Origin of the sequence: Fusobacterium perfoetens ATCC 29250 (assembly GCF_000622245.1) — a bacterium.
GTDB lineage: Bacteria > Fusobacteriota > Fusobacteriia > Fusobacteriales > Fusobacteriaceae > Fusobacterium_B > Fusobacterium_B perfoetens.
Genome location: NZ_JHXW01000005.1, coordinates 120,467 through 134,051 on the forward strand (window position 1 = coordinate 120,467; position 13,585 = coordinate 134,051).

General features: G+C 26.5%; 14 protein-coding genes. 2 read left to right on the plus strand and 12 right to left on the minus strand.

What is annotated here, in order from left to right:
• Positions 1-94: 94 nt before the first annotated feature.
• The 10 genes from T364_RS0102975 to T364_RS0103020 all read right to left on the minus strand — a co-directional run bounded on the left by T364_RS0102975 (position 95) and on the right by T364_RS0103020 (position 9,751).
• Positions 95-964: a YitT family protein gene (locus T364_RS0102975; protein WP_245596552.1), complete on the minus strand. Its 870-nt coding sequence runs from the start codon at positions 962-964 to the stop codon at positions 95-97.
• A 22-nt stretch (positions 965-986) separates the two neighbouring features.
• Positions 987-2,027: a sugar phosphate isomerase/epimerase family protein gene (locus T364_RS0102980; RefSeq protein WP_027128260.1), complete on the minus strand. Its 1,041-nt coding sequence runs from the start codon at positions 2,025-2,027 to the stop codon at positions 987-989.
• A 20-nt stretch (positions 2,028-2,047) separates the two neighbouring features.
• Positions 2,048-3,322, minus strand: coding sequence for an MFS transporter (locus T364_RS0102985; protein ID WP_027128261.1), 1,275 nt, complete (start codon positions 3,320-3,322; stop codon positions 2,048-2,050).
• Positions 3,323-3,631: 309 nt separating this feature from the next.
• Positions 3,632-4,399: a DeoR/GlpR family DNA-binding transcription regulator gene (locus T364_RS0102990; protein WP_027128262.1), complete on the minus strand. Its 768-nt coding sequence runs from the start codon at positions 4,397-4,399 to the stop codon at positions 3,632-3,634.
• Positions 4,389-5,753, minus strand: a complete 1,365-nt coding sequence (locus T364_RS0102995; RefSeq protein ID WP_027128263.1) for an alanine/glycine:cation symporter family protein — start codon at positions 5,751-5,753, stop codon at positions 4,389-4,391. Before T364_RS0102995 ends, T364_RS0102990 begins: the two co-directional genes overlap by 11 nt.
• A 343-nt stretch (positions 5,754-6,096) precedes the next feature.
• The gene (locus tag T364_RS0103000) at positions 6,097-6,822 is read right to left on the minus strand and encodes a basic amino acid ABC transporter substrate-binding protein (RefSeq protein ID WP_027128264.1); all 726 of its coding nucleotides are present in this window, start codon (positions 6,820-6,822) and stop codon (positions 6,097-6,099) included.
• Between the two features lie 34 nt (positions 6,823-6,856).
• Positions 6,857-7,585, minus strand: a complete 729-nt coding sequence (locus tag T364_RS0103005) for an amino acid ABC transporter ATP-binding protein (protein ID WP_027128265.1) — start codon at positions 7,583-7,585, stop codon at positions 6,857-6,859.
• Entirely contained in the window at positions 7,578-8,294 is a 717-nt protein-coding gene (locus T364_RS0103010; protein WP_027128266.1) for an amino acid ABC transporter permease, read from the minus strand. The genes T364_RS0103005 and T364_RS0103010 overlap by 8 nt, the downstream gene beginning before the upstream one ends.
• Before the next feature lie 305 nt (positions 8,295-8,599).
• A complete protein-coding gene (locus tag T364_RS0103015) occupies positions 8,600-9,049 on the minus strand; it encodes a YbjQ family protein (protein ID WP_051532623.1) in 450 nt (149 codons plus the stop codon).
• 9 nt (positions 9,050-9,058) lie between these two features.
• Entirely contained in the window at positions 9,059-9,751 is a 693-nt protein-coding gene (locus T364_RS0103020) for a DUF554 domain-containing protein (protein WP_027128268.1), read from the minus strand.
• A 137-nt stretch (positions 9,752-9,888) separates the two neighbouring features.
• Here T364_RS0103020 and T364_RS0103025 point away from each other — a divergent pair, with 137 nt between their 5' ends.
• Entirely contained in the window at positions 9,889-10,920 is a 1,032-nt protein-coding gene (locus T364_RS0103025) for a threonine aldolase family protein (protein ID WP_027128269.1), read from the plus strand.
• A 10-nt stretch (positions 10,921-10,930) separates the two neighbouring features.
• Positions 10,931-11,572 (plus strand): NUDIX hydrolase N-terminal domain-containing protein, encoded by a 642-nt coding sequence (locus T364_RS0103030; RefSeq protein WP_027128270.1) that lies wholly within the window; start codon positions 10,931-10,933, stop codon positions 11,570-11,572.
• A 112-nt stretch (positions 11,573-11,684) separates the two neighbouring features.
• On the opposite strand, the gene T364_RS10380 is transcribed toward T364_RS0103030, so the two are convergent.
• Complete coding sequence (locus T364_RS10380) at positions 11,685-12,521, minus strand: ROK family protein (protein WP_211249022.1); 837 nt, start codon at positions 12,519-12,521, stop codon at positions 11,685-11,687.
• Positions 12,522-12,584: 63 nt separating this feature from the next.
• Entirely contained in the window at positions 12,585-13,457 is an 873-nt protein-coding gene (locus T364_RS0103040) for an N-acetylneuraminate lyase (protein ID WP_027128271.1), read from the minus strand.
• Positions 13,458-13,585 lie beyond the last annotated feature (128 nt).

Consider the following 13,585-nt stretch of genomic DNA (forward strand, 5'->3'; position numbering starts at 1 on the left):
AAAATTATTTTTAAATAATTAAAAAATATAATTTTTCTGATAATATATAAAAGAGAAGATATTAAAAATTTATAATATCTTCTCTTTATTTTTATTAATTTTCTTTTAATTTTTGTAATCCATCTTCTCTTCCCCAAGCTGCTATTGTTGGTACTATATTTACAAAAGCATTTTCATCTATTTTAGTTATAAATTCCTTTATCAACATAGCTTCTCTTAAAGAACAAACTGAAATTATTTTTTCTCTTTTTACTTTATTATATCCTCCAACTACTGTTCCTATACTATATCCTCTATGAATTGTATTTTTCATAAAGTTAGAAATTTTTACTATTTGGTCACTAATAATTACAACTTTTACAAGAGAAGAACCAAAACCAAATAATACTGTACTTATAGTTTTACTATATATCATTTGCATTATAATTGCATAAAGAACTGCTGTTTTCCCAAATACAATTCCTGATATAAGAAGGATTGTTATATCTAAGCCTAATAAAACTTGACTTATCTCCATAAATGGAAATAATTTCTTGTGTAAAATTTTTGCAACTGTATCTGAACTTCCTTGAGAAAATCCTTTTTTTAATACTAAGCCTGTCCCCACACCCATAAATATTCCATAGTAAATACATATAAGTAATTTTTCTGGAGTATCAGAAAGAAAATTAAATTTTATTTGATTCATTCCAATAAGAATTAATGGATAGGTAGTTGAAAGGAGAACTATTTTTTTTACCTCTCTTGTTCCTAAAAAAATCTTTGCACAAACTAAGATTAAAAGACATATACTGTAATAAATGTAAGTATAATTAAGATTAAATATCTTTCCTAAAGTTAAAGATAATCCTGTAATTCCTCCAACTGTAAGTCCATTAGGCTTTAATATACATGTTATAGAAAAGGCTTGTATTATACAACCAATATAGACTATAATATAATCCATCCATTTTTTCTTCAACATAAATCCCTCTTTTCAAAATATTTTATTTTCCAAAATAATTATCTCTTAAATTTTTTAAATATTTAAAACTTTTTTCTACCCCTTCCATTTGTTTTTTAAGTAATTCTTCTAAAAGTTCATTTGAAACTTCTTGTGGATAATAATACTGACGAGGTCTCATCACATTGTAATCATATAATGATTTTTCTACTTTAAATGCTCCCTCTCCAACTTTTTCCACTCCACCTGTTCCTGGTGTTCTTTTAAATTGAGCACAATATGGATAACACATCTCAACATTTATTCTTGTTAAGCTTGATTTTTCCATCATAATTGCAAAAGTTTTTTCTAAATCTATATTCCCTTCTCCAGCTGGAACTCCACAAACTACATACCCATATTTATCACTTGGGTCTTCTATTATTATATGGTCTTTAAAATGTGTTGTTAAAGTATAAGGAGCCATATTTTCTGCTGCTTTTATAGGTTCTTCCCAAACCATCATAGAATTTCCAAAATCATAATGAAGTCCAACCCATTTAGAATTTAATTTTTTTACTACATCTACTAATTCTTCTGAAGTTTCATACTCATGATTTTCAAGTGCAAGTTTTATTCTATATTTTTGTAAAACAGGAATTAATTTTTTTATTTTTTCTATCCCTTCATCAAAAGAATTTGGGTCAAAATCACAACGAACTTTTGCAAAATCATAAGCTCCATCTTCTCCTGACATAGCTTCTGCTTTTAATGGTTTTATAGGAATATAAGACCTTATTATTTCTGCTCCTAATTTATCAGCAACTTTTATAACTTCCACTAAATGGTCATACTCTAAATTTCTTGTATCAATCTCTACATAAAGATTATATTTATCTATTAATTCTTTTACTTTTTTTAAATGTTCATCTGAATTTCCACCTAAAGCTCCCCAAACAGGGTCAAGATTATAATCTGGAACCACATTAATTTGTACCCCATCAAATCCCATTTCATGAGCTTTTTCAATAAATCCAAAAATATCCATTCTTTTATTTTGAAACCATAAATGTAAGCTTTCAGTTTCTAATCCTAATTTTAACATTTTTATCCTCTCCTATAAAATTAATCTGTTACAACTTCATTTTGTTTTCTTTTTATCATTTTTAATAATACTGTAGTTATAACTACTCCTAAAACTGCAAATCCAATCATTGTTGTAAATACCATTTTATACCCAGCCATTCCAGGATATTTGTCTAACATACTTCCATATAATGTGAAAGCAAACATTTGTGGACAATAACCAAAAATACATACTATTGACATTGCTGCCCCACTTATATTTCTAGGAATTTTTATCTCATCAACTGGAGCAAAGAAAACAGCTCTCATTGAGAAAATTATAGCTCCAAATCCTAAAGTACAAGCCATTCCAACATAAACATTCATTGTTTCATGTGGTAAATTCATAAATCCAAACATTGCTACTATTGAGACTAAAAGAGCCACTCTCATAAATTTAGTTGCTGATTTGAATTTTTTATCTGCTAACATTCCACCTACAGGTCCTCCAACCATTTTTAATCCATATTGGTTTATAATTCCATAAGCTCCAACTAAAGTTACAGGCATTCCATATATATCTTTTAAGAAGGGAATAAAATATGTAAGTCCACAATAAACTGAATATATAGAAGCAATTGTTAAAGATACAACCCAGATTTCTGGAGTTTTTACAGCTTGCATAACTCCATTCCAAGCAACTTTGTTTTTACTTAACTCATTTCCATCTTTATCAACAGTTTCAATTGTATCATCTTCAATAAAGAAATAAGAAATAACACCAATAGCAATTACAATTCCAGCAAAGAATAAAATTCCTCCTCTTAATGCTGCTGACCCTTTACCAAGTAAAGCAAATATTCCTAAAGCAGAAAAAGCTACTATTGTATCTACTACTCCTCTTCCAGCTTCTAAGAATCCGAAAAGTCTTCCTTGTTCTGTTTCATCTCCTAAAAGTCTAACTGCTTTTAATAGAACTGGCCAATATACAACTTCACCAAAGAATGATAATAATCCCCATGCTAATAAAATTCCCATATATCCTGGGAAAGTAGAAATATAAATTCCTACAAGTCCTACACACACTAAAGACACTGAAATCATTATTCTTTTAGAAAATCTATCAGAAATATAAATAGAAGCAAAATTCCCTATTGTCTGAACTAATCCATAAATAGAAAGTGCTGCTCCTATTTGTGTGTGTGATAATCCCATAAATTCTTGCATAGGAACATAAAAAGCATCTTTTAAAGATGATAATTTAAATACCGTTCCTGCTCCTATTACTAAAATTATAAATCTTAGCCATTTTTTAAATCCTGTTGTCTTTTCCATTTGTAATCTCCTTTCCTAACTTTTAATTTTTTGTTTTATTTTAATATCTTCAAAAGAATAATAACACATTTTTTTACAAAAATCAATATATTTTTTGTTATTTTGTTGTTTTTTGTTTTATTTTTTGATTTTTACTTTGAAAAATGTTTTTTTACTTAAAAACTAGAAAATATAAATTAATTTTTTATAAAAAAATTTTCAATATCAAAAATATATAAAAACTTTTTATAAAATTTTATTCTACAAAAAAATAGAACTATTGTTTTTCTTTACAATAGTTCTATTTTTTAATTTATATTATTTTTTTATTTATGAGTTTCTTATATCCATTCCTCTTTTTAAATATAATTTTTTTGTTTCTTCATCAAGATTAGAATCTGTTATTATAAAGTTTATATCTTCCATATTACAAATTTTTATAAGGGAATTATTTTCTATCTTACTTGAGTCAGCTAATATTATTACTTCCTCACTTATCTCTATCATTTTTTTCTGAACTACTATCTCATCAATAAGATAATCTGTAATTCCTCTTTTCAAAGAAATTCCTCCTACTGCTATAAAAGATTTATCTACAGTAAAATTATTTAAAAATTTTTCTGTTTGAATTCCAAGAAAAGAAAATTCTGATTTATTATATATTCCTCCAGCAAGGATTAAATTTATCCCCTTAGAATCTGCTAGTTCTTCAACTATTTTTAAGGAATTAGTTACTACAGTAAGTACATTATATTTATCTTTTATAAGTCTAGCTATCTCTACATTAGTAGTTCCTCCATTTAAAGCTATAGTCTCTCCTTCATTTATATATCTAATAGCCATAGATGCTATTTCTTTTTTTTGGTCTTTATTTTTTGCTTCTCTAAATGAATAACTTAAATTAGAATTATTTTCCTTATCTTTTAAGATTGCTCCTCCATAAACTTTTTCAGCTATGCCTTTTTTTTCTAAAACATCTAAATCTCTTCTTACTGTTTCCAATGACACATCAAAAATAGTAACTAGATTAGATACTTTTACACTTCCATCTCTCTCTAAGATTTCAATTATTTTATTTTGTCTATCATTAGCCAACATAATCTTTTTTCTCCTTTTTTAAATAATCTAAAAATTCTTTTGTTGCTTTTTTCACTTTTCCACTTAAAAGAAGAATTCCAATAAGATTTGGTATTATCATAAGTCCTAAAACTGTATCTTGTAATAACCATACAATTTTTAGAGTACTAATAGACCCTATTAAAGTTAAACATACAAATATATATTTAAAATAAGAAGCAACTTTTGAATTAAATATATAAGTAAGAGTAACATTTCCAAAATACCATTGAGATAAAACTGTTGAAAAAGCAAAAAGTATCATACTTATTCCTATAATATACTTAAATAAATGATGAATTCCTCCAAATGCTGTAATTACATAAATGGCTGGAGAAATATTTTGTTCTGTTACTCCTGAAGTTAAAACTATAAATGCTGTTAAACTACATATTACTACTGTATCAATAAATACTTCTAATATTCCATAAAGTCCTTGTCTTGCTGGAAAATCTGTAATTGCTGCTGAATGAAGTACTGGAGCACTTCCTTCTCCTGCCTCATTAGAATATAATCCTCTAGCAATTCCATATCTCATAGCTTCTTTAATTGTATATCCTAAAACTCCTCCTCCTACTGATTCTGTATTAAAAGCACTAGATATAATATTCATTATAGCATAAGGAACATGATTTATGTTAGAAATAATTATTATAATTCCTCCAAAAAAATAAATAGATGTCATTATAGGAATTAATTTTTCAGCAACTGCTCCTAATCTTTTTACTCCACCAACTACAACCATTGTTACTATTATTCCCATTAAAACTCCACCTAAAATAGGCTTTATTCCAAATATATCTTTTAAAACAATAGCAACAGCATTTGATTGAATTAGCGCTCCTCCACTTATTTGAATAAGCATTAAAAAAGCAAAAAGTACTCCTACTCTTTTCCATCCCAATCCTTTAGAAAGATAATACATTGGACCACCAACATAATTTCCTTCATCTGTTTTTTCTCTATATATCATTCCTATTACTATTTCAGCATATTTAGTGGCCATTCCTAAAATTCCAGCAATCCACATCCAAAATACTGCTCCTGGTCCTCCACTAGCTATAGCTGTGGCAACTCCAACTATATTTCCATTACCAACACAACTACTTAAAGCTGTACAAAGCGCTTGAAATGATGAAAGAGTTCCCTCTCCTTTTATTTGATTTTTTCCCTTAATAGATTTTACAAGCTCCTTAATAGCTAAAGGAAAACCTTTTAATTGTATCCCTCCTGTAATTATAGTAAAAAATACTCCAACTCCCATTAAAGTTATCATTAAATAATTTCCCCAGATAATATTAGATATTCTTTCTAAAATAAATTCTATCTTTTCCATATATCCTCCTAAACAATAAAATTATTTGATATAATCATAACATATTTATGAGTTTTTTTGAAGTATTTTGTTTAATTTTTATAGTTTTTTGTTGTTTTCGTTGTTACTTTTGAAAAAATTTTCTTTTTATAAAAAAGTTAGATAGAATAAAAAATATTTTACTCAACTCTTTTTTTTATATTAAAATTTTTTTTAATCTTAATTTTTTGACTTTTTATTTCTAGATTTTTATTAAAAATCAATTTATAATTTTTTAAATAATAATAAAAGTCTAAGATAAATCTTAGACTTTCGTTTCTTTTTATAAATCTTACTCTAAATTTATTTAAGATATTTTTTTAAATTATTTAAAATATTTTTCTAATAATTTCTCAAATTCTCCATTAGATTTTAAAGTTGTTATAGCCTTATTTACATCTTCTAATAATTTTGTATCTTCTTTTCTTACAGCTATAGCATAATCTTCAGCTTCACCTTTTCCTTCAGCAAGTTTTAATCCAGGATTTTTCTTTACATAGTTTACAGCAGTTTCAGAATCTAATACAACAGCATCTAATTTTCCATTTTGTAAAGCCATTATTCCAGCATAAGCAGCATTATATTTTTCAGAAGGTAATCCCATTTCTGTTATTACTAAATCTCCTGTAAATCCAAGCATAACTCCTATTTTTTTATCTTTTAAATCAGCAAAATCTTTTATATCATTATTTGATTCTTGTAAAACAATAACTTGATTAGCTGAATAATATGGTTCTGTGAAGTTAACAGATTTTTTTCTTTCTTCACTAGCTGTCATTCCAGCTATTACTAAATCAACTTTTTTAGATTGAAGAGCTGGTAATAATCCATCAAAACTCATATCTTTCATTACTACTTCTCTTCCTAATTCTTTTCCAATAGCATTAATAAGGTCAATATCAAACCCTACCATTTTTCCATCTTCTAAATACTCAAATGGTGGAAATTCAGCATTAGTTCCTACATAGATAGCTTTTTTCTCTTCTTTTCCACAAGCAAAAAACATTAACATTGTTAAAACAAGACCACAAACCTTTAAAACTTTTTTCATATTTTTTCCTCCATATATAATTTAATAAAATTTGTTAACGATTTAAAACTTTATTTAAAAATTCCTTAGTTCTTTCATGTTTAGGATTTCCAAATATAACTTCTGGAGAATCATCTTCTAATATTGTTCCTCTGTCCATGAAAAACACTCTATCAGCCACATTTTTAGCAAATCCCATTTCATGAGTTACTATTATCATTGTCATTCCCTCATCAGCTAACTCTCTCATAACATCAAGAACTTCTTTTATCATTTCTGGGTCTAATGCTGATGTTGGCTCATCAAAAAGTATTACTTCTGGGTCCATAGCAAGAGTTCTAGCTATAGCTATTCTTTGTTTTTGTCCTCCTGATAATTGGTCAGGATAAGCATTTTCTTTATCAGCTAAACCTACTTTTTTTAATAATTTTCTTGCTTTCTCATTAATTTCCTCTAATTTTGCATTTTTTACTTTTAAAGGAGACAAAGTTAAATTTTCTAAAACTGTTTTATGAGGAAAAAGATTGAAATGTTGGAAAACCATTCCAACTTTTTCTCTAATTTTATTTATATCTGTTTTATCGTCCATTAAATTTTGATTATTTATATAGATTGCTCCACCTGTAGGTTCTTCTAATTTGTTAAGACATCTTAAGAAAGTAGATTTTCCACTTCCAGATGGTCCAATTATAGCTATAACTTCACCTTTTTTTATTTCTACTGATATATCTTTTAAAACTTCTAATTTTCCAAAACTTTTATATAAATGTTCTACCTTAATCACTTACTTTCAACCCCTTTTCAACATTTCTCATAATCTTAGTAAATATTCCTACCATTACTAAATAAATAAGTCCAACTGCTAATAATGGTTCTACTCCTCTATAAGTTTGACTAGTAATTATATTTGCTGAACGAAGTAAATCTACTCCACCTATAAATCCTACTATTGATGTTTCTTTTAATAATGTAATAAATTCACTAACAAGAGCTGGTAAAATTTTTCTTATAGCTTGAGGAATTATAACTTCTTTCATAGCTATATGATAAGGCATTCCTAAAGCTCTAGCTGCTTCCATTTGTCCTTTATCAAGTCCCTCAATTCCTGCTCTAATGATTTCACAAACATAAGCTCCTGAGTTTATACCAAAAGCAATTCCTGCTATTAAAAATACAGGCATATCTCTAAATCCAGCAAAAATAATATTTGCTAATATCATAAGTTGAACTACTGCAGGAGTTCCTCTTATTATATCTGTGTATAAGATTGATAAATTTGTTAATGGAGTCCAATTTTTCCATTTTTTATTTTTACTATGTTTAAATGGACGGAAATTACAAATTCTCATAATTGCTGCTAAAATTCCTAAGATAATTCCTAAGATAGCTGAAAATAATGTTACTCCAACTGAAAAAGAAAGACCTTGTATCATATATTGATATCTTTGTCCTTCGATAAAAATCTCTTTTAATACTCCTAAGTACTCTGTCATTTTTCCTCCTAAAAATATATATAAATTTTAAATTTTTTAACTTAAAAAAAATAGCTTAGTTTCTTTTGAAACTAAGCCTTAACATCTTAATTAAAATAACTTGTGGTTATATTATGCTCATAGGAATCCCCTAATCTTTACAAACTAAAATAGATATTTTTGGACAAGTTCAAAGAAACGATATTAAATTTCGTTTAAAATTTTCTATTCCTTTCTTGCCTCGTCATAAATAACATTTTGATTCCCCCATTTATTTTTTTATTAACTAATAGTATCAAATAAATTCTCTTTTGTCAATAATTTATTTAACTTTTTTCTATTTTTACAACAGTTCCACTTACTATTATTCCAATTCTATTTTTATCAAACTCTGTATAACTTAAATCTACTCCAACAATGGCATTCCCACCTTTAAGCATAGCATTATATTTTAATTTATCCATTGCATATTTTTTACCTTTAGCTAATTTTTCTTCAAAACCAGAAGACCTAGCTCCAAATAAGTCTGATATATTTCCCTCTACCTCTGAAAATATTCCTGTTCCTATAACTACTTCTGCACTATCAATATCTATATAGTCTACAACTTTGTATCCCTCAATATTATTAGTTGTAGTAATTTTTATTGTAGAAATTCTTCTTTCAATCTCTTCCTTTCCACAATCAGCACAATATTCCTCATTTCCAATTTTATAAAATGTTATAGATTTAAAAAATCCAGCTTCTTTTCCACATTTTGCACATTTCTTTCCCATAATTCCTCCTTAAAATAATCTCATTATTAATGAAAATATAATTGGTAAAAACATTCCTGGAAGCATATTAGTAACTTTTAAATATTTTTCTCCAAATATTAAAGTCAAGCCTAATCCTGTTAAAATTGCTCCACCAACTGCTGTTACATCTCCCATTACTTCTGGTGTTGTAACAACTTTTAAAATATTTCCCATACAAAACATCAATCCTTGATAAAGCACAACCATTATTCCTGAAAAAATAACTCCTATTCCATAAGTAGAAGCTAACATCATAGACATTACACCATCTAATATTGATTTTATATAAATTAAATTTCCATCACCATTTAATGCTATTTTTACAGGGCCTAATATTGCCATTGAACCTACACAAAATATTAAAGTTGAAGTTACAAACCCTTTTATCATTCCTCCCTCTTCTTTTTCTTTGCCAAACTTTTCTTGTAATATCTTTCCTAGATTTTTTAATTTTCCATCTAAATCAAATTTTTCTCCAATTACAACTCCTATTACTAAATATATTGCTACATACATTCCATTTTTAAAAGTTAGGGCGTCTTTTAGACCCATTATAAAAGTAAAAAGTCCTAATATTTTTATTATTGATTCAGATATATCTTTAGGTAAAGCTTTTCTAAATATATATCCTAATAAAGTTCCTAAAACTATAGTCAAGCCATTTAAAAGAATTATAAACATATTTCCCCTCCCAATAAAATTCTTTTTCTATATTAATGAATATTATAACAAATTTTTTTAAATTTCAATATTTTTCTTTAATTTCTAAAAAATTAGTGTTATAATTTCTATAATTTCAAAAATAAAAGGTGATAAATATGATTAGTTTCAATAATGATTATAGCGAGGGAGCTCATCCTAATATATTAAATGCTCTTATCGAAACAAATTTTGAACAAACAGATGGATATGGTGAAGATTATTATACTAACTTAGCTTACGAAAAAATTAAAACTGCTCTTAATTGTGATGATTGCCATATTAGATTTTTAGTTGGAGGTACACAAACTAATCTTGTAGTTATCTCTCATCTTCTAAGACCTCATCAAGCTGTTATATCTTCTGATGTGGGACATATTAATGTACATGAAACAGGAGCTATTGAAGGAACAGGACACAAAGTTCTTACTACTGAAAAAATAAAAGATGGTAAATTAACTCCTGAAACAATAAAAAAAGTTTTAGATATTCATACTGACGCCCATATGGTACAACCTAAAATGGTTTATTTATCAAATCCAAATGAATTAGGGGCTATCTATACTAAAGAGGAATTAAAAAATATATATGAATTTTGTAAAGAAAACAATCTTTATTTCTATATTGACGGAGCTAGACTTTCTTCTGCTTTAGCCTCTGAAAAAAATAATATAGATTTATCTGATTACAAAGATTTATGTGATATTTTATACATAGGAGCTACAAAATCTGGAGCTTTATTTGGAGAAGCTGTGGTATTTTTCAATCTTTCTTTAGTTGGAGATTTTCAATATTCTATCAAATTAAGAGGAGCTTTACTTGCTAAAGGTAGATTACTTGGAATTCAATTTAATGAGTTATTTAAAAATAATTTATTTGTAGAGATTGGAAAACATGCTAATAAAATGGCAAAAAAAATAAAAGATATATTTGTAAAAAATAATATTCCTTTTGTTGTTGATTCTTATTCTAATCAACTTTTTGTGATTTTCTCTAATGAATTAATAAAAAAATTATCAGATAAATATAAATTTTCTATTATTGAAAAATATGATGAAAATAATACTGTAGTGAGATTTGTTACTTCTTGGGCTACAAAAGAAGAAAATGTAGATGAATTTATAAAAGATTTTAAAGAAATTATTAAATAGGTGATTTTTTATGGATAATAAAAAATTGGTAGAATTATTAAATCTTGTTAAAAGAAATATAACTCTTTCTGATTTAGGTATTCTGTATGCTCATAATGGTTATGATGATGAAAGATATAGAGAGCTTAAAGAAATTAATTTAGAAATTTTAGATATTTTAACAGATGAAAATATAACTTTAGATAAATTACATGATTTTTATTTACCTATAAGTGAATATCCAACTCCAAAAGTAGAAGTAAGAGGGCTTCTTCTTAATGAAAATGATGAAGTTTTAATGGTAGAAGAAAAATTAGACCCTGGTAAATGGTCTATCCCTGGTGGTTGGTGTGATATTGGTTTTTCTCCAAAAGAGGTTATGATTAAAGAAATGAAAGAGGAAACAGGTTTAGATGTGGAAATTGTAAAAGTACTTGCTATTTTTGATAAAAAGTTTCATAATCACCCTGCTGATACTTTTTACACTTATAAAATAGCTTTTTTTTGTAAAAAATTAGATGGTAATTTAAAAACAACTTTTGATATTACTAATGTTAAATTTTTTAAATTAGATAATCTTCCTCCTCTATCTACTTATAGAATTTTAGAAGAACAAATTAAAACTTTAGTTAATTTAGCTAAAGATGAAAATTCTAAAACTTATTTTGAATAATTATATTTTTTATTTATACAATAAAGAGACTATTGTTTTGTATAATAAAACTTTTACAATAATCTCTTTATTATTTTTTTACTTTTTTATTTTAATGTTAAAGCCATAGCTCCTAAAATCCAGCATTATCTCCTAATTTAGGAGAAACTATATATTCATCTATATTTTTTAAAATATCATCTGCTTGAATGTATTCATTTAACATCTCTTTAACATATTTTCTTATTTTAGGAAAAAGTTGTTTTTGTTTCATAACTCCTCCACCTAAAATTATTTTTTCTGGAGACAAAATTAATATATAATTTACAAGAGCTTGAGCAATATAAAAAGCTTCTAAATTCCATGCTTCATGGTCTAAAGGCAGTTTATCACCTTTTGTTTTCCATCTTTCTTCTATAGCTGGTCCTGAAGCAAGTCCTTCTAAGCAATCTTTATGAAATGGACATTTCCCTTCATATTTATCATTAGGATGTCTTTTTATAATTATATGTCCCATCTCAGGGTGTAACATTCCATGAACAAGTTTTCCAGAAATTAATATTCCTCCTCCTATTCCTGTTCCAACAGTTAAATAAATACAATTATCAAGATTTTTAGCTGCTCCCCATATAGACTCTCCTAAAGCTGCTCCATTAACATCTGTATCTATTACCATTGAAATAGAAAAATGTTTTTTTAAATATTCTAAAATATTAAAATTTGTCCAAGTTAATTTAGGAGTTTTTCTTATAGAACCATAATTTTCTGATTTAGGATTAATATCAACAGGACCAAAAGACCCTATTCCTAAAGTTTCTATATTTTTATCTTTAAAATATTCAACAACTTTTTTTAAAGTAATTTCAGGAGTTTCTGTTGGAAAACTAATTCTATCTAAAATCTCTCCTTTTTCATTCCCTATTCCACAAACAAACTTAGTTCCTCCAGCTTCTATTCCACCAATCAACATTTTTCCTCCTTAAAAAAAGCTGTTGCTCTTATTTAATAAAAATTTGCAACAGCTTGATTAAAATTAAATAGTTTTAAAAATTTCTTTTGCTCTTTGAATTTTTTCTTCTGATAATTTTTCAAATGGCTCTTTACAATATCCAGCATCTACTCCATAACATTTTAACATTTCTTTTAATGTTGGGAATAATCCGTTAGTTAATACTGCTTCTATCATATCATTTGATTCTTTTTGAAGTACTCTAGCTTCTTTTACTTTTCCTTCTTTAGCTAATTCAAATATTTTTCTAGCTCTTAAACCATTTACGTTATATGTACTTCCTATAGCTCCATCAACATCTAATACAGTTGCTGAAAGTAACATTTCATCAAATCCTGAATAAAGAATTTTATCTGGAAAAGCATGTCTTAATCTTTCCATTAAAAAGAAATTTCCTTCAGTAAATTTAACTCCAATAATATTAGGATTCTCAAAAAGTTCTCTAAATTGTTCAATTCCCATCATAACACCAGTTAAAGCAGATATAGAATAAACTATCATTTTATTTCCTGTTTCATTAACTATTGTGTTATAATAATTTTTAATTTCATTAAAAGAGAATTTATAATAAAAAGGTGTTACAGCAGATAAAGCATCATATCCTAATTCAGTTGCATATTTTCCAAGTTCAACAGCTTCATTTAAGTTAATAGAACCTACTTGAGCAATCATAGCTACTTTTCCTTGTGATTCTTCCATAGCTATTCTAAAAATAGTTTTTTTATCCTCTGTAGATAACATAAAATTTTCTCCTGTAGAACCTCCTACATAAAGTCCATCTACTTTCATTGTATCAATATTATGTCTTACAATTTCCCTTGTACCTTTTTCATTAATCTTTCCATTTTTATCAAAAGAAACTAATAAAGCAGAAAAAATACCTTTTAAATCTTTCATAAAAACCTCCTAAACTTAATTTAAAAAACGCGCGTTTATTATATAGCGATATTAATATAATACTTTTTTATAATTTTGTCAATAAAAAAATAAAAATTTAAAAAATGTTGACAAATGATATTAAAAGT

What these genes read in the sequence shown, in the direction of transcription:
- T364_RS0103000 (WP_027128264.1), bottom strand. Translation starts at nt 6,822, where the DNA reads ATGAAAAAAGTTTTAAAGGTTTGTGGTCTTGTTTTAACAATGTTAATG.
- T364_RS0102975 (WP_245596552.1), bottom strand. Translation starts at nt 964, where the DNA reads ATGTTGAAGAAAAAATGGATGGATTATATTATAGTCTATATTGGTTGT.
- T364_RS0103025 (WP_027128269.1), top strand. Translation starts at nt 9,889, where the DNA reads ATGATTAGTTTCAATAATGATTATAGCGAGGGAGCTCATCCTAATATA.
- T364_RS0103015 (WP_051532623.1), bottom strand. Translation starts at nt 9,049, where the DNA reads ATGGGAAAGAAATGTGCAAAATGTGGAAAAGAAGCTGGATTTTTTAAA.
- T364_RS0103040 (WP_027128271.1), bottom strand. Translation starts at nt 13,457, where the DNA reads ATGAAAGATTTAAAAGGTATTTTTTCTGCTTTATTAGTTTCTTTTGAT.
- T364_RS0103010 (WP_027128266.1), bottom strand. Translation starts at nt 8,294, where the DNA reads ATGACAGAGTACTTAGGAGTATTAAAAGAGATTTTTATCGAAGGACAA.
- T364_RS10380 (WP_211249022.1), bottom strand. Translation starts at nt 12,521, where the DNA reads ATGTTGATTGGTGGAATAGAAGCTGGAGGAACTAAGTTTGTTTGTGGA.
- T364_RS0102995 (WP_027128263.1), bottom strand. Translation starts at nt 5,753, where the DNA reads ATGGAAAAGATAGAATTTATTTTAGAAAGAATATCTAATATTATCTGG.
- T364_RS0102980 (WP_027128260.1), bottom strand. Translation starts at nt 2,027, where the DNA reads ATGTTAAAATTAGGATTAGAAACTGAAAGCTTACATTTATGGTTTCAA.
- T364_RS0103030 (WP_027128270.1), top strand. Translation starts at nt 10,931, where the DNA reads ATGGATAATAAAAAATTGGTAGAATTATTAAATCTTGTTAAAAGAAAT.
- T364_RS0102990 (WP_027128262.1), bottom strand. Translation starts at nt 4,399, where the DNA reads ATGTTGGCTAATGATAGACAAAATAAAATAATTGAAATCTTAGAGAGA.
- T364_RS0102985 (WP_027128261.1), bottom strand. Translation starts at nt 3,322, where the DNA reads ATGGAAAAGACAACAGGATTTAAAAAATGGCTAAGATTTATAATTTTA.
- T364_RS0103020 (WP_027128268.1), bottom strand. Translation starts at nt 9,751, where the DNA reads ATGTTTATAATTCTTTTAAATGGCTTGACTATAGTTTTAGGAACTTTA.